We start from the raw sequence: 15,872 nt of genomic DNA on the forward strand, positions 1-15,872 counted from the left end.
GGGCCTACCAATCCGGACTTTATCGAGGGACTGTATTCAACTCAGGATTTCGCGAGCATGCCTTGAACGCGACCGAGGGAGTTGCGTGCATGTACGTACGGTTCTTACCAAACCGTGAGCTTTCGTTGCCAGTTGCTTATCGGCAACTAGATTGGCAACGCGGCATCCCCAAAACATGCCGCAGTGGCCGGCGCGGGTTTAGGCAACGGTGTCTCACCGGCATCATCGCGCCGGCCACTCGAAATGTCCGCTGGCGGCTCTGGCGGAGAAGCCTCTGTTGGCCCGGCGCGCTCAAACGAGAGGCCGCTCCTGCCTCGCGGGATGCTTCGAGCCCAAATCTCCGACCAGCCGGCGGTACTGGGTTTCGGGTGGACCGTAAGAATCTTGCGCCAACGTCATGAGACCGTCTCGATCGCGGATCGTAATCTCTCCGCGGCGCGCTCGGATATAACCGTAACTTTCGATCATCTGGAGGCCGACGGTAACCCCCGGACGCCTCACACCAAGCATGATGGACAGAAATTCATGGGTTATCATAAGCCTGTCGCCGACAGTGCGGTCGCTGCACATCAAAAGCCATCTTGCCAGTCGAACTTCCAGGCTCTGCCGCGCGTTGATCGATGCCGTATAGCTTGTCTGAACATGGAAATATTGGACATAGCGCAACAGGAACGACCGCAATGTAGGGCTGTCCTCCAGGGCTTCGACGAAGGGGACAGCCTCTATCCGGAGAGCCTCGCATGTCGACTGGACGTAACAATCAAAGTTGGCCTGGTCGTCCCCCATGACCAGGGCCGAACCGGTCATTCCTTCGAACCCGATGATTCCGACTTCGGCTTCGGTCGCAGGCGAAGTCCTCGCCACTACCGAGGCCAGCCCGCTTTCCAGAAAATAGACGGCTTCGATCTTCTGCCCCGCGGTCTCCAGCGGCGCGCGCAACTCAAGAAAAACACTCGCCAGATGCGGACGTAGCCGCGCGAAATCGTCCGCGCTCATCCGGCGAAGCAATTCGCTCTTGGCTTGCAGTGTCTGGTAATCCACGAGACTCTTTTCCCTTGGGCAAGAGCACTGGGATCTCTTAGCCGGCCGCGCCCGTCGAACGAGCGGACGGTAACGAACCATAGACTTCGTCTCGCGCAGCACTAGACGGGCGGGCGCGTTGGTATGAAACCGACAGTTACTGCTGAAGACTCGAAGGCCTTGTTGGCTGACTATCTTTCGCCAGCAAACGAGCCTCCCGCAGAATAGAGGCGCGATCGAACCCGAGGAGCGATATGATTTCGCGTATCTGTTGTTCAGTGGCGCCTGTATCCCGCGCCAGCGCGGTCATCGCGCCCACTGGCAGACCGGGGTGCTCGGGCTCCTTCGCCGTGCAACACCATGCCTCGTGATGGGCAAGAGCGATGGTCACTCCCAAGCGTCAGCGCCCCAACTGTGCTGCTGACGATTTCCTTTTGTACGCTTCCGTACGGAGCTTTGCGAGTCAATTCGGACGGAGGCTGAGTTGAGGCTTCTAGCGTCCTTGCGTCGTCCGTCCGTCGCCCCCGGAATTGTTCGGAACGATTGCTCGGCTGAGAGGTTCAAATATTCCACCCAACAGGAGTCTCGAAAGATGGATCACACCAACCACGTACGCCTCACAAGCACCGAACTGACACCAGACATTCTCGAAGACGCCACGATTTACGACGCAGACGACAACAAAGTCGGCAGCGTTTCGCATGTGCACGGCTCAGGAGCCGCCAGTCAGGTCGTCATCGATGTCGGCGGCTTTCTCGGCATTGGCGCCAAGCCGGTGGCCGTTCCCGCAAGCCAGTTGGAATTCATGCGCGATGAAGACGGCGACGTTCACGCGGTGACGAACTGGACCAAGGATCAGCTCAAGAGCATGCCCGAGCATCACGATGCATGATTTCAAGGACTTCACCTTGAACGGGAGCGGCCACTCGGCCGCTCTCTCTTAGGCGCAACAGGGTGGACAGACGATGCGGCGCGAAACCGGAGCCTGCTTCTGCGGAGGGATCGCCGCAGCCCTGGACGGAGAGCCTTTCTGGATATGCTACGATCACGACGACGATTGCCGCCGGGCCATCGGAAGTCCGCTGACGATCTGGGTTGGTTACCGGCCGAAGCAATTTCAGCTCCTTAGAGGGACGCCGAAGGCCTTTTCCCAAACGCCAGGCGTCACCCGCACGTTCTGCCCAGACTGTGGAAGCTCGATAGGCTATAGCGACGAAGGCCTGCCGGACGAGTTCTATGTGACGATCGGCTTCTTTGACAACCCTGAAGGGTTTCGGCCGCAAGCCCATGCCTATTGGGACCTGAGGCTGCCGTGGATCGAGTTTGATGACAGCCTGCCACGCATCGACCGATATTCAAGGAAGCGCGACCCGAAGTTCGGCAACCCGCGCGACCGGTAGTCGCGGTGCGTGACGCCAGGATATCGGCGGAACCTGACGATCGCTAACGGGTTATTCGGGCAGACCTGTCGGGTGCGACCATGCCATCGACCGTGATCCGAAATGCGCAATACGATCCCGCCACCAGGATCCTGTCGGTCTGGTTTGTGCCGAGCGGCAGACGCTACGAATATGAGGATGTTGCACCGGCAACTTATGCCGCTTTCACCAAAGCTTCCTCAAAAGGCCGCTTCTTCAATGAGTTCATCCGCGACCGCCATCGGTACCGCCGCGTGGCGTGACAAGTTTGGACATGAGCAGGCGATGCACGGAACCTGACCGGCATCGTCTCGTTGACGTCTCGTCATCGAAGCAAGCCAGGCAACGACAGTGTTCATCTGGACATGCTCAGGTGTTCGCACCGGCAAGATCGATCGGAAAAGGCTTCAAGGGAGTTCAAGAGCCATGACGGCCAAGAAGCAGAAGACCGAAAGCAAGGACAAGAAGGCATTGCGCTTGGCAGAGACCACCGACGTCTCACCCAAGCAGGCCAGGGAGCTCATGCAAAAGCATGGCAAGGACAACCCCAAGGTCGAGAAGGAAGCCAGAAACTTCAAGGCGGAAGGATAGGATCCGCATGAGGCGACCTGTATGGCCCCTGCAGGTGATCGGCCAGGCAATTCGGGATTAAGGGGGTGCCCCGGCCTTTTCGGCCGCGAGCGCAAAAGGAAAGCGCAGCACCAGGTTGCGGTTCTCGTCAAAAATCTCGAAGGTCAATCCGGTACGCAGCGGCCTGCCATGCAGCAGCTCTTCGGCAAGGATTTCCTTCGCCGACGCCATCGCGTTTTCCTCAGCGCTCGCGAGATCAGAAAATTCCTGGCCCTCGGGATCCTCCTGCAAGCTTCCGCTCTCATCTCGAAGGTCGAAAAAGTACCTGGACATGCCGACTGAACTCCTGCTCATCGCGACGGTAGCATCGGAAGCGCCAGCCTCAGACTTCAGTGCCTGATGTCCCCGGATTGTCGAAGAGCACAGCGAGGCCATGCTCGATGGCGCAGGCCGCTATCAGATCATCGAAGGCCTTTCCGGAAAGCGGGCAACTTGGCATCACCTCTCGAATTGCGGTCCCGGCCTTGGCGGTAGAGATCACATCGTGGCGTTTCTTGCGTGTCTCGACATATTGCTCGACCAGGATTTTCAGGCGCCTCACCGCAACGTCGTCCGTAAACATGGATTCCTCAGCCAATGCCGGAAGTAAGGCTGTCGGCCTGATCATCGGCCGACGATCTCGGGGTTAGCCGGGATTGCTCGCACAATATTTCTATGGGCAGTTGGTTCCCCCGACCGCTTGCTTGGTAATTTTCGTACAGGGAATACCCTTGCCCGGGCTTTCATCGGGCCGAACCGACAGCCGATTTTCCGATGCCGAGGCGAGCGTTCAGGCTTGCATCACCATGCGGCTGTGACGTGCAACGACACTTTCCTCATCGGTCGCAATCACGCGTACTTCCACCTTGCTCTCGGGACGACTGAGGATCTCGGCGTGGGTGTTGTTGGCGCGATCTTCAAGCACCACGCCAAGCCAGGTCAATTTTTCGCATATGGCCTTGCGGATGGTCGCGGACCGTTCGCCGATGCCGGCGGTGAACACCAGGCATTCAAGGCCACCCATCGTGTTTGCAAGCGCCGCGGCCTCTCTCGCGGCGCGAAAGGCGAAAAGCGCCATCGCCTCTTGCGCGCGAGGATCATTGCTCGCTTCGAGCGTCCTCATGTCGCCGGAAATACCGGATACGCCGAGCAGGCCCGACTTCTCGTAGAGCATCGCCTGCAGTTCTTCCGCCGCGATGCCTCTTTCCAGCAGGAAATACAACAGCACGCCGGGATCGATGGCGCCGCACCGCGTGCCCATGACGAGGCCATCCAGGGCCGAAAAACCCATCGTGGTATCGATGCTTTTGCCCCCGTGCAGGGCGCAAAGACTTGCCCCATTGCCGAGATGGGCGACGATCGTGTGTTTCGCCGCGAAAATTGGCGATATCTCGCTGAGCCGCCCGGCGATGTATTCATAGGAGAGACCGTGGAACCCGTAGCGGCGCAAGCCTTGCTCTTCATACTGGCGCGGAAGGGCAAAGCGCCGCACGAGCGGATCGATCGTCTGGTGGAAAGCGGTGTCGAAACAGCCAACCTGTGGCAGGTCCGGTTGCAAGGCGGCTATTGCACGGACGGGCGCGAGACTGCGAGGCTGATGCAGCGGAGCAAGCGGCGTAAGTTTGTCGATGGCGTCGATGATGTCTGGGGTCAGACGGACAGGTTCGATGAACTCGCTTCCGCCATGCACGATGCGATGGCCGGCGCAGATCAGGTTTCTTTCCCCAATTTCGCCCTGCACCCAATTCAGCATCTCGCCTATGGCCGCGTCACGCCGCTTGTCGGCGGTGAGCGGACGATCGCACTGCACCGTTCCGTCGGCCGCTTTTGCGCGCAGTGTGGGTTTGTCGCCCAGGTCCAGCGTGCCGCGTGAAACGAGTTGCATATCCCGTGATGAGACAAGATCGTAAAGCGCGAACTTGATGCTGGACGAGCCGGCATTCAGCGCCAGGATCGACCGACGCGTCATTGGCGCCCCTTTGTCGCGGCTTTGTCGGGCCAGCTCCATTTCTGGATTTCGGGCATGTCTTCGCCGTGCTCGCGCACATAGGCCTTGTGCTTCGCCAACCTGCCGTGGAGTTCGCCGGCAAGCCCTTCGGCCCTTTCGGCCAGTCCCGGCACGCGTTCGATGGCGGCGAGCGCGAGATGGTAGCGGTCGAGTTCATTGAGCACCACCATGTCGAATGGCGTCGTCGTGGTGCCCTCCTCGCGGAAGCCATGCACATGCATGTTGTCATGGTTGGCGCGGCGGTATGTCAGGCGATGAATGAGATAGGGATAGCCGTGATAGGCGAAGATGACGGGCCGTGTTTTCGTGAACAACGCGTCGAAGTCCCCGTCGGGCAGGCCGTGCGGATGCTCCGTGTTCGACTGCAATGTCATCAGATCGACAACATTGACGACGCGGATTTTCAGGTCGGGGATCGCGGAGCGCAGAATGTCTGTCGCGGCCAGTGTTTCCAGGGTCGGCACATCGCCGGCGCAGGCCATGACCACATCGGGCTCCTCGTGCTGAGCAACCGTGCCGGCCCATTCCCAGATGCCCGCTCCAGCTTTGCAATGCGCTCCGGCTTCTTCAATGGACAGCCATTGCGGTCCCGGCTGCTTGCCGGCGGTGATGACATTGATGCGGTTATAGGTTCTCAGGCAATGATCGGTGATCCACAACAGGGTGTTGGCGTCCGGCGGGAAATAGAGCCTTACCGTGTCGGCCTTCTTGTTGGCGACCAGATCGGCAAAGCCCGGATCCTGATGGCTGAAACCATTGTGATCCTGCCGCCAGACATGCGAGGTCAAAAGGTAATTGAGCGAGGCGATCGGCTTGCGCCAAGCGAGCTCGCCGGAGGTCTTCAGCCATTTGGCATGCTGGTTGACCATCGAATCGACGATATGAATGAAGGCCTCATAGCATGAAAACAGGCCATGGCGGCCGGTGAGCAGATAGCCTTCAAGCCAGCCCTGGCAGAGATGCTCGCTCAGCACTTCCATGACGCGACCATCACGGGAAAGATGGACGTCATAGGGCTCGATGCGCTCCATCCAGATCCGATCGGTGACCTCGAACACGTCGTCGAGGCGGTTGGAGGATGTCTCGTCCGGCCCCATCAGGCGGAAGTTTCGCGCCTCGGCATTGAGGCGGAACACCTCGCGAAGATAGCTTCCGCAAATCCGCGTCGCCTCGGCAATGACGCCACCTGGACGCGGCACTTCCAGGGCCAGGCTTTTCCAATCTGGAAGCATCAGATCGCGCTTCAGCAGGCCGCCATTTGCGTACGGGCTTGCGCCCATGCGCCTTGTCCCTGTCGGGGCAAGTGCCGCAAGCTCCGGCAACAGGTGCCCGCTTTCGTCGAACAGCTCTCCCGGTTCGTAGCTTCGCATCCAGTTTTCGAGGATCTTGCGGTGCTCCTCATTCCCTCGAGCGTTCGATACCGGCACTTGATGCGAGCGCCAGAAACCCTCGACTTTTTCGCCATCGACTTCCTTCGGCCCGGTCCATCCCTTGGGGCTGCGCAGCACGATCATCGGCCATTTCGGGCGTTGACCATGCCATCCCGGAGCCCGTGCCTGCTCCTGAATGGAACGGATGCGATCGAGCACCGTGTCGAGCGTCGCGGCCATGGACCGGTGCATGGCAAGCGGCTCGTGGCCTTCGACGAAGAACGGTTCGTAGCCATAGCCGGCGAAAAGGTCTCGCAATTCCTGATCGTCCATGCGGCCGAGGATCGTCGGATTGGCGATCTTGTAGCCGTTGAGATGCAGGATCGGCAGGACGGCGCCGTCCGACGCTGGGTTCAGGAACTTGTTGGAATGCCATGCCGCCGCCAGCGGACCGGTCTCGGCTTCGCCGTCACCAACGACGCAGGCAACCACCAGACCCGGATTGTCGAAGGCCGCACCGAAGGCATGAACCAATGCATATCCCAATTCGCCGCCCTCATGGATGGAGCCTGGCGTCTCGGGCGCGGCATGGCTTGGCACGCCACCGGGAAAGGAAAACTGCCGGAACAGTTTCCTGAGGCCGTCTTCGCCCTGCCCGATATCGGGATAGATCTCGCTATAGGTGCCCTCGAGCCATGTGTTGGCGACCATTGCGGGACCGCCATGGCCCGGGCCGCAGATAAACAGAACATCGAAGTCGCGTTCGCGGATAACGCGGTTCAGATGCAGGTAGAGAAAATTCAGGCCCGGCGTCGTGCCCCAATGGCCAAGCAACCGAGGCTTGACGTGCTCGGCCTTCAACGGTTCGCGCAACAGCGGATTGTCGAGCAGATAGATCTGGCCGACCGAGATGTAATTCGCGGCGCGCCAGTAACGGTCCATGAGGTCGATCCGTTCGTGGCCGATAGCCTGCGGCGTCGCGGCAGCCTTGTCGTTCATCGACATCTCCAGCTTTCGGTTCGCTGGTGATAACTGGGGCATCTTTGCGCTTGAGCAACCCCCGACTGCCGCCGTCCGGGACAGTGTCGCGACCCGAGCGGCCAAGAGACCGGTCGCTATCCCGGTGGAGCGAGCGGCTCTGTCCGCAAATAGGCGGGAACCTTGAAGTCCTCCAGCGGTTAGAAACTGGAATCGCGAAGGCCAGGTTCAAGGCAGCTACCGCGAAGGACAACCTCGAAGCGTTGCACCAAAGGGAGCTAAAAAATGCTCGATCTTCCTCGTGCCCGTGATCGAATGGTCAATATCCACGTCGGCCGGCGTGGCATCCATGACCGTGAAATTCTGCAGGCGATGCGCGAAGTTCCACGCGAGGCCTTCGTAGAACCCGGTTTCGAGGAATTTGCTTATGAAGACACGCCGCTGCCGATCGCCGACGGCCAGACCATATCGCAACCCTACATCGTCGCATTCATGATCGAAATGGCGGACGTCAAACCGGGTGACCACGTGCTCGAAATCGGCACCGGCTCGGGTTACGCCGCCGCGGTGATGAGCCGGATCGTCGAACAGGTCTACACCATAGAGCGTCATCCCGGTTTGGCAGAAACGGCGAAACGGCGGTTTGAAAAACTCGGCTATCGAAACATCGAGGTCCGGACAGGCGATGGCACCAAGGGCTGGCCGCAGGCGGCGCCGTTCGATGCCATCGTGGTGACAGCCAGCGGTCCCGGCGCACCGCTCGCCCTTCAGGAGCAACTCGATGTCGGCGGCAGGCTCGTCATTCCGGTCGGCGACGACCCCGATTTGCAACGCCTGCTCAAAGTCACCCGGACAGGTGCCGCAACCTACAGCGAGGAGGATTTCGGCGGCGTGCGCTTCGTCCCTCTCATCGGCGAGCAGGGTTGGTCGGAAAACGGCACCGTCACCAAGGTCGGTCGTCCACTTCGACATCCGCATCCGATCAGCCTGCCCGATATGATCGCGGCCGCGGCTGAACCGCTGCCCGATTTCGACGATCCGGCCTTCGGCGCATTGTTCGACCGGTTCGCCGACCGGCGCGTCGTTCTGCTTGGCGAGGCAAGCCATGGCACGTCCGAGTTCTACAGGGCGCGCGCGGCGATCACCCGCAGGCTCGTCGAACGGCACGGCTTCACCATCGTCGCGGTCGAGGCGGACTGGCCCGATGCGGCGGCGATCGACCGCTACGTTCGCCATCGTCGGCCGCGAACAGGCGCCGGTGCGCCATTCCAGCGGTTTCCGACGTGGATGTGGCGCAACACCGATGTCGCGGCCTTCTCCGACTGGATGCGCCGTCGCAACGAGAAGCTAGAACCTTCGGAGCAAGCAGGGTTCTACGGCCTGGACATCTACAATATGAGCGGGTCCATAGGCGCGGTCCTCGACTATCTCGACCGGGTCGATCCCCAGGCAGCCAAGATTGCACGCGAACGGTATGGTTGCCTGACGCCCTGGCAACACGAACCGTCTACCTACGGCCGTGCGGTGCTCACCGCCGGCTATAAAAAATGCGAGAAAGCCGTGCTGGAACAATGCCGGGACTTGCTCGCCAGACAACTCGATTATGCAAAACAGGACGGAACCGACTTTCTCGACGCCAGTCAGAATGCCCGGCTGATCGCGTCCGCCGAACACTACTACCGGATCATGTACTATGGCGGTGCGGAGTCCTGGAACCTGCGCGACACCCACATGTTCGAGACCTTGGAACATTTGTTGGACGCCGGCGGCCCCAACTCCAAGGCGGTGGTGTGGGCGCACAATTCCCATATCGGCGATGCCCGCTTTACCGAGATGGGTGTCGTCAGGGACGAACTGAACATCGGTCAGCTCTGCCGGCAGCGTTTCGGCGATGAGGCAGCGCTAATCGGCATGGGCACGCATTCCGGCACTGTAGCGGCCGCAAGCGACTGGGATGGCGAAATGGAGGTGAAGCAGGTTCGCGCGTCGCACGCCGACAGCTACGAACGGCTTTGCCACGATTCTCTTGTGTCGCGGTTCCTGCTCGACCTCGGGCGCGACAAGACGCTGCGTGAGCGGCTGCTGGAACGCAGGCTGGAGCGATTCATCGGGGTAATCTACCGGCCGGAAACCGAGCTGGGCAGCCACTATGCGGACGCTTCCCTGCCCCAGCAGTTCGACGCGTTCCTATGGTTCGACAAAACCGCGGCAGTGACGCCGCTTGGCCCGGAGCATGCAAGACCCGGCGTTCCCGACACCTATCCATTCGGGCTCTAACCGGCGCGCGCGGCGAGCCGATGAAGCAGAGCCCTGGAACCGGACGGCCCATCTGGCTTGCATTTTTAAACTGAAATCCCGTCGAAGGAGTTTTCTCATGACCGGAACCAAACATCCGAAATGGAAAAAACCGAGCGATGCCGACTTGGCGAACAATCCTGGTATCGGGACTTCCAAGGGAACGATCAAGGAAGGCGAAGAGTTCGAGCTTGAAGGCGAGAACACGGTCGAAGGCGATGTCGAGAACGACACGACCGCTGCTGGCGGGATCGATCCAAGACAAAAGATGCGGACCAACAAATAGCATGCCGTTGGCATCGCTGCGATCAACTTCCCCGGAAGGAGTGAACCATGCCACTTGCCCTCAGCAGCGCCGCCTTTGCCGAAGGCGGACCAATTCCCGAAAGATATACACGAGACGGCAAAAACGTATCGCCGCCGCTGAAATGGTCTGGAGTACCGGACGACGCCAAAAGCCTCGTTCTCGTCGTTCAGGATCCTGATGCGCCGAGCGGAACGTTTGGTCATTGGGCGGTATTCAACATCTCCGCGGAGACAAGGGAACTTCCCGAGGCGGAAAGCGGCAAGCCAGGTCCCGGTGCCCTTAGGCAAGCAACAAATGATTTTGGCAACGCCTATTACGACGGCCCTGAACCCCCGGTCGGACATGGCGTCCACCATTACCATTTCCGGCTGGCCGCGCTCGACACGCCGAGCCTTGCCATTCCGGCCAGCGCAGGCGTCGAGCGCATCTGGCGGGAGGCGCAGAAACACTCGCTCGAGCAGGCAGAACTCATCGGAACCTACGAACGCAATCCGTAAGTTGATGACCGAGGTGGCATTACCCTGCTGCTGCGCGGAACGGTTCTCCTCCTTGCCGGTTGTCTGGGAAAGGAGATGCCGCCATGTTTGGAGATATCATGTGGTTGGTCGTCGTTGCCGGCGGCCCATTGTTGCTGATCGTGCTGTTGGCCTATGCAGTTATCGCACGCCGCCGGCGTGGGCCCGCTGAACGAAGGGAAAGCGACCGGGCGACCGACCGGCTATACCAGGACAAGCGTTGATCCGCATCGCAAGATATCCGATCGGAAGACATCCAATCGGCAAGACATCCAATTGGCAAGACAGGGGATCGTAAGCCGCAGCGGGCGACGACGATCCCCAACTGGGTCAGCGCATTATCCTTTGCCGCAACCACGCAAAGAACCTGCCGCTGACGGCTGAGCGGACTCGCGTCGCAGCCCAGCGCGCTTTCATGGTTGAACCGACGTGGCAATCGCAGACGATGTCGTGCAACTGCCAGTCGTTCAGCTCGAAAAAGCGCTTTGCCTCGCCGTAGGTATCGTCTTTCAAACCCGATGCGCGCAGCACTGGATCTTCGAAAGCAACCGAAATTGCGGTTCCCTCGCCCCGCATCATTGCACGTGCTTCGGGGTGCAGATGTTCGGTGCCTGCAAACGCGCCAAGGCATCGCTCGGGATTACGCTCCAGCAGTTCAGCCCAGCGCTCTATGCGCTGATTTCGTGTCATTGCGGAATATGCAGCCGACGATTCAATCTTGGCGACGGCATGCAGTTGGTCGAGTGTTTGATGTTTCATGGCCAGCTCCTGTTGAGGCAGCGAAGCGCCCACGCCTTCAAGGGAATTACCGCGCCGTAATGCTTCGACAAGAGCGCTAGGCTGGAGAATTCGACACAACCGGATTGGGCCGGCGGGATCATAAACACACGTTCTGCGTTCATTGGCGGGGGCTGCTTGTGACAAACCGCTGATCCGCGACGGGATGCATCCATGTTCATCCAGCCAATCGACTATTTCCTTGCCGTCTGGTTCGCTCTTGCCGCCGCCTCGACGCTCTATGTCGGCTTCGATCAATACCGCAACAATCCCGAACCGGTGGTGATGAAATGGGGTTTCATCCTGGTGACCCTCTATATGGGTCCATTGGGGCTGCTGCTTTATGTGCTTGCAGACAAGGAGCCACGACCGGGCGAGCATGAAGACTTCACTAGGCCGCTATGGAAGCAAGGCGTCGGTTCGACCATCCACTGCGTTGCCGGCGATGCAACCGGCATCATTCTCGCGGCGGTCATCACGGCAACGCTTGGCCTGCCGATGTGGCTCGACCTCATCGTCGAATATCTGGCGGGTTTCGCCTTCGGCCTGTTCATCTTCCAGTCGCTGTTCATGAAATCGATGATGGGCGGCACCTACTGGGAGAATGTGCGCAAGAGCTTCCTGCCCGAGTTCATCTCGATGAATTTCATGATGGCCGGCATGGCGCCCGTCATGAGCTTCCTGATGATGGGGCGCGACATGCGCGCGATGGAGCCGACCGAGCTCTTGTTCTGGGGCGTGATGTCGATCGGCGTCATTGCCGGCTTCACACTTGCTTATCCCGCCAATGTCTGGCTGGTCGCCCGCGGACTGAAGCACGGGTTGATGACGCAGCGCCCGCAGGCGGCCGAAATGAACAGTCGAGAGCCGACCGCCCAGCAACAGCACGCTACGCATCATGCCCGCGCCGGCGATGATCGACGACAAGGCCACGCCAACACATCCCACAAACCCAAACGCAGCGGCCATCAGATGGAGACGGACGCCACGACGCCGCAGATAGCAGCCCTCGGCATGGTCTCGGTGCTGGCGCTGGCGATTGGCATGGCCGCACCGGCGAACTGGCTGAACCTGACGCTTTCAGCACGTGACGTCGGCGGGGCGATCATGCCGCAAGGCATGATCATGGGCCGCGACACGCCGGCGGAAGCCATGCGTGACATGGCTGCAACCGATCCGCATCGCGTCACGGCATCCTATGGCCTTGCCGCCAAAGGCGACCAGGAACTGCCATTCCGCCTGGAGAACGGCGTCAAGGTGTTCGACCTCAGGCCCTCAGTGGTCCGCTGGCAGATCCTGCCCAATGTCGCGGTCGACGCCTATGCCTACAACGGCCAGATCCCCGGTCCGCGCATCCACATTCGCCAGGGCGATAAGGTTCGCATCGACGTCACCAACGGCCTGCCTGAGGAGACCACGGTGCATTGGCACGGCATGATCCTGCCGAACCAGATGGATGGGCCCGCCGAGATCACCCAGCCGCCGATCGAGCCTGGGCAATCCTATTCCTACGAATTCACCGCGACCCAGCACGGGACCTATTTCTATCATCCGCATGCCAAGCCGGACCGTACCCAGGCGCTGGGGCTCTATGGGGCGCTGATCATCGACCCTGCCAATCCCGCCGACGAGGTTCAGGCTGACCACGACTATGTGATCGAACTTCAGGAATGGCTGGTGCGCGATGGACTGACCTACCCTTCGATGCCGATGGAAGGCGGTATGCCGAACTTCTTCACCATCAACGGCAAGGCCTATCCCGCAACCGACGCCATCCCCATGAAGGTGGGCGAGACGCTGAAGGTGCGTTTCATCGGCACCAATAATGGCTTCGTCCATCCCATGCATATCCATGGCGGACCCTTCGAGGTCGTCGCTCGTGACGGTGAGACGCTTCCTCCCTCGGCGCGCTTTCTGGCGGATACGATCAATGTCGGGCCAGGACAGCGCTATGACGTCGTCTGGAAGGCACGGCGTCCCGGCAAGTGGCTCATCCATTGCCACATCCCGCATCACACGACGAACAACAATGTCGAGGAAAAGGGCGGCGGCGGGCTGATGGTCGTGATCGACGTCGGTTAGATCTGCCACCCCCCTGTGGATTTACCTGTGTCATCCGGGGGCGCATTGTTGCGCGCTACTTCTTGATAATGGTTCCGTTGCGCAAGTCGAAAGCTTCGGTACCGCGAGCCTGGCGGTAGAAATCATCCTGCAATTCACCCCATTCGCCGAGAAAGGCGCCGCAATTGCTGCAATGAATTGGCGTCGACTCGTTGGCGTCGTCGGGAATGTCCATTTGGATGGTCCCACAAGCCTTGCAATCGAGTTTGTCGTCCAGCCGTCGTCCCATTTCCCAATGATTGCGCATTTTCGACCATGAGCCAATTGTCGATTTCGTACCAAATCGCATCGACCATGGCTCATCGGTCAATCGCGAGAGTCAAAAAGGACGGCCAGACCCAGTTCCCGTGCCAGCTCGATGATCGTCTCCATCAATTCATCATCTGTATCCTGCAAATAAGGCGCGTCCCTGCGAGCGGCCTCTATCGCCGCTTTGACCGAAACGATGTCGCCGTATCGCGCACTTCGAAGCTCTTCTGCCAGAAACGCCTTGGCGGTACCGACAGGTCTTATTGCCCATCTGGCGATGCTCATGCGGCTCCCTCCCATGGTCACCTCAGCTTCATTTTGATCCTGTCCAAGGTGCAGATCAATCGATGGTACGATTCCGTACGGAGCTGCCCGACCGGTTGGAGACAGCCGTGTGACGAACGCCTTGGCCAGGGTTTTCGGCGTCTCTCTGGGGTGAGTTGGGGCGAAATCGCCCGGTGGGACCGGCCTTGCGGAACCATCGCTCAGCATGGGGGTTTCTTCAAAATCTCCCTCGAAGAATGCAAGGAGCGACCATGCGCATGTTGACGATAGCTGTCGCGCTTTCCGGGGCGGTCACCATTCAGCCCGTCTACGCCCAAACTATCGGACCGCAGCTTCCCCAGGTGACGCCACCGCAGGGCGAAGCGCAGCCGGAGCTGGCGCCGCCCGATCCAGGCTCTGCCGGTTTGAATTTCACCGGCGTCGCCATTGTCGCCGTCGAGGATTTGCCGGACGAAATCAAGGCGCAGGCCGATGCCGTGATTAACCAGACCAGCGCCGAAGATTTGCTTCGCCTGCAAAGCTCCGTCGATGCCTCACCTCAGGCGACGTCGGCTTTGAGAGCGAATGGGCTCAATTCCTCGCAGGTTGTCGCTGCAAACATAGATGGCGATGGCACGCTGACGCTGATCATTCAGACGACGACTTGAGGCATCGAACCATACGCATCACTGAATCGACGAAATGCAGTCGCGGAGAGCAGCAATGGTCGAAGCCGCCGTTCGCAACTTCACCATCAATTTCGGGCCACAGCATCCCTCTGCCCATGGTGTTCTTCGGTTGGTGCTCGAACTGGACGGCGAGATCGTCGAGCGTGCCGATCCGCATATTGGCTTGCTCCATCGAGGCACCGAAAAACTCATAGAGCACAAGAACTATTTGCAAGCGCTGCCCTATTTCGATCGGCTCGACTATGTCGCGCCGATGAACCAGGAGCATGCGTTCTGCCTCGCCGCCGAAAAACTGCTCGACATAACAGTTCCAAAGCGTGGGCAGCTTGTCCGTGTTCTTTTTTGCGAAATTGGCCGGCTTCTGTCGCATCTCCTCAATGTCACGACCCAGGCCATGGATATCGGCGCCCTGACGCCGCCGCTTTGGGGATTTGCGGAGCGCGAGAAGCTGATGGTCTTTTACGAGCGCGCCTCCGGCGCTCGCATGCATGCGAATTACTTCAGAATCGGCGGCGTGCACCAGGATTTGCCTGCGAAGCTTCTCGACGACATCTGGGCTTTCTGCGATCCGTTCCTCAAAGTCTGTGACAACCTCGACGATCTGCTCACCGGCAGCCGCATCTTCAAGCAGCGCAATGTCGATGTTGGTGTGATCGGGCTGGATGATGCCTGGCGCTGGGGGTTTTCCGGCGTGATGGTACGCGGATCGGGCGCGGCATGGGATTTGCGCAAGGCACAGCCATACGAATGTTACCCTGACATGGATTTCGACATCCCCGTCGGCAAGAACGGAGACTGCTATGACCGTTATCTCGTCCGTATGGAGGAGATGCGCCAGTCGGTGCGGATCATGAAGCAATGCCTGGAAAAACTGCGGTCACCCGAAGGCCAGGGGCCGGTCGCGATTCCGAACCAGAAGATCACGCCGCCGCGGCGCGCCACGATGAAACGCTCTATGGAAGCGACCATCCAGCATTTCAAACTTTATACCGAGGGGCATCGCGTGCCGGCGGGAGAAGTCTACGCCGCGGTTGAAGCGCCAAAGGGAGAATTCGGCGTTTATCTGGTTTCTGACGGGGGCAACGTCCCTTACCGGTGCAAAATACGTGCGCCATCTTTCGCCCATCTGCAGGCGATGGATTTCCTGTCTCGAGGGCACATGATCGCCGACGTTGCCGCGATCATCGGGTCGCTCGACATCGTGTTTGGCGAGATAGATCGTTAGTCCTCGGGAGGTTGCGCGCTTGCCCCG

Annotated in this window: 18 protein-coding genes; 10 read left to right on the forward strand and 8 right to left on the reverse strand. The window is 59.9% G+C overall.

What is annotated here, in order from left to right; translation table 11 throughout:
• Window positions 1–291 precede the first annotated feature (291 nt).
• Window positions 292–1,041: a Crp/Fnr family transcriptional regulator gene (locus EN949_RS06040; protein ID WP_127366455.1), complete on the reverse strand. Its 750-nt coding sequence runs from the start codon at window positions 1,039–1,041 to the stop codon at window positions 292–294.
• Window positions 1,042–1,612: 571 nt separating this feature from the next.
• On the opposite strand from EN949_RS06040, the gene EN949_RS06050 reads away from it, so the two are divergent.
• The 4 genes from EN949_RS06050 to EN949_RS06065 all read left to right on the forward strand — a co-directional run bounded on the left by EN949_RS06050 (window position 1,613) and on the right by EN949_RS06065 (window position 3,029).
• On the forward strand, window positions 1,613–1,912 hold the full coding sequence (locus tag EN949_RS06050) for a PRC-barrel domain-containing protein (protein WP_013531539.1): 300 nt from the start codon (window positions 1,613–1,615) through the stop codon (window positions 1,910–1,912).
• A 73-nt stretch (window positions 1,913–1,985) separates the two neighbouring features.
• Complete coding sequence (locus tag EN949_RS06055; RefSeq protein ID WP_013531538.1) at window positions 1,986–2,420, forward strand: GFA family protein; 435 nt, start codon at window positions 1,986–1,988, stop codon at window positions 2,418–2,420.
• 80 nt (window positions 2,421–2,500) lie between these two features.
• Window positions 2,501–2,701, forward strand: a complete 201-nt coding sequence (locus EN949_RS06060; RefSeq protein WP_013531537.1) for a KTSC domain-containing protein — start codon at window positions 2,501–2,503, stop codon at window positions 2,699–2,701.
• A gap of 163 nt (window positions 2,702–2,864) precedes the next feature.
• A complete protein-coding gene (locus EN949_RS06065) occupies window positions 2,865–3,029 on the forward strand; it encodes a hypothetical protein (RefSeq protein WP_127365924.1) in 165 nt (54 codons plus the stop codon).
• 57 nt (window positions 3,030–3,086) lie between these two features.
• Here EN949_RS06065 and EN949_RS06070 read toward each other — a convergent pair whose 3' ends face one another.
• The 4 genes from EN949_RS06070 to EN949_RS06085 form a co-directional block, all read right to left on the reverse strand.
• Window positions 3,087–3,299 (reverse strand): hypothetical protein, encoded by a 213-nt coding sequence (locus EN949_RS06070; RefSeq protein ID WP_063168031.1) that lies wholly within the window; start codon window positions 3,297–3,299, stop codon window positions 3,087–3,089.
• A gap of 91 nt (window positions 3,300–3,390) precedes the next feature.
• Complete coding sequence (locus tag EN949_RS06075) at window positions 3,391–3,630, reverse strand: hypothetical protein (RefSeq protein WP_013531534.1); 240 nt, start codon at window positions 3,628–3,630, stop codon at window positions 3,391–3,393.
• 207 nt (window positions 3,631–3,837) lie between these two features.
• On the reverse strand, window positions 3,838–5,016 hold the full coding sequence (locus EN949_RS06080) for an acetate/propionate family kinase (RefSeq protein WP_127365925.1): 1,179 nt from the start codon (window positions 5,014–5,016) through the stop codon (window positions 3,838–3,840).
• Entirely contained in the window at window positions 5,013–7,424 is a 2,412-nt protein-coding gene (locus EN949_RS06085) for a phosphoketolase family protein (protein ID WP_063168032.1), read from the reverse strand. Before EN949_RS06085 ends, EN949_RS06080 begins: the two co-directional genes overlap by 4 nt.
• A 264-nt stretch (window positions 7,425–7,688) precedes the next feature.
• Between EN949_RS06085 and EN949_RS06090 the strand changes: the two genes are divergently transcribed.
• The 3 genes from EN949_RS06090 to EN949_RS06100 all read left to right on the forward strand — a co-directional run bounded on the left by EN949_RS06090 (window position 7,689) and on the right by EN949_RS06100 (window position 10,502).
• Window positions 7,689–9,680, forward strand: a complete 1,992-nt coding sequence (locus EN949_RS06090; protein WP_127371652.1) for a protein-L-isoaspartate(D-aspartate) O-methyltransferase — start codon at window positions 7,689–7,691, stop codon at window positions 9,678–9,680.
• Window positions 9,681–9,777: 97 nt separating this feature from the next.
• Window positions 9,778–9,984, forward strand: coding sequence for a hypothetical protein (locus EN949_RS06095; protein ID WP_013531530.1), 207 nt, complete (start codon window positions 9,778–9,780; stop codon window positions 9,982–9,984).
• 47 nt (window positions 9,985–10,031) lie between these two features.
• Complete coding sequence (locus EN949_RS06100; RefSeq protein WP_013531529.1) at window positions 10,032–10,502, forward strand: YbhB/YbcL family Raf kinase inhibitor-like protein; 471 nt, start codon at window positions 10,032–10,034, stop codon at window positions 10,500–10,502.
• A 348-nt stretch (window positions 10,503–10,850) separates the two neighbouring features.
• Here EN949_RS06100 and EN949_RS06110 read toward each other — a convergent pair whose 3' ends face one another.
• On the reverse strand, window positions 10,851–11,279 hold the full coding sequence (locus EN949_RS06110) for a hypothetical protein (RefSeq protein ID WP_013531527.1): 429 nt from the start codon (window positions 11,277–11,279) through the stop codon (window positions 10,851–10,853).
• A 192-nt stretch (window positions 11,280–11,471) separates the two neighbouring features.
• Here EN949_RS06110 and EN949_RS06115 point away from each other — a divergent pair, with 192 nt between their 5' ends.
• Window positions 11,472–13,379, forward strand: coding sequence for a DUF4396 domain-containing protein (locus EN949_RS06115; protein ID WP_127365927.1), 1,908 nt, complete (start codon window positions 11,472–11,474; stop codon window positions 13,377–13,379).
• 55 nt (window positions 13,380–13,434) lie between these two features.
• On the opposite strand, the gene EN949_RS06120 is transcribed toward EN949_RS06115, so the two are convergent.
• On the reverse strand, window positions 13,435–13,593 hold the full coding sequence (locus tag EN949_RS06120) for a hypothetical protein (RefSeq protein ID WP_013531525.1): 159 nt from the start codon (window positions 13,591–13,593) through the stop codon (window positions 13,435–13,437).
• Between the two features lie 131 nt (window positions 13,594–13,724).
• Window positions 13,725–13,952, reverse strand: a complete 228-nt coding sequence (locus EN949_RS06125) for a hypothetical protein (protein WP_013531524.1) — start codon at window positions 13,950–13,952, stop codon at window positions 13,725–13,727.
• A gap of 251 nt (window positions 13,953–14,203) precedes the next feature.
• On the opposite strand from EN949_RS06125, the gene EN949_RS06130 reads away from it, so the two are divergent.
• Both EN949_RS06130 and EN949_RS06135 read left to right on the forward strand, forming a co-directional pair.
• Window positions 14,204–14,599, forward strand: a complete 396-nt coding sequence (locus tag EN949_RS06130) for a hypothetical protein (RefSeq protein ID WP_013531523.1) — start codon at window positions 14,204–14,206, stop codon at window positions 14,597–14,599.
• A gap of 55 nt (window positions 14,600–14,654) precedes the next feature.
• Entirely contained in the window at window positions 14,655–15,845 is a 1,191-nt protein-coding gene (locus EN949_RS06135) for an NADH-quinone oxidoreductase subunit D (RefSeq protein WP_013531522.1), read from the forward strand.
• The last annotated feature ends 27 nt before the right edge of the window (window positions 15,846–15,872 follow it).

It is taken from the genome of Mesorhizobium sp. M7A.F.Ca.US.007.01.2.1, assembly GCF_003998165.1.
Classification (GTDB): domain Bacteria; phylum Pseudomonadota; class Alphaproteobacteria; order Rhizobiales; family Rhizobiaceae; genus Mesorhizobium; species Mesorhizobium ciceri.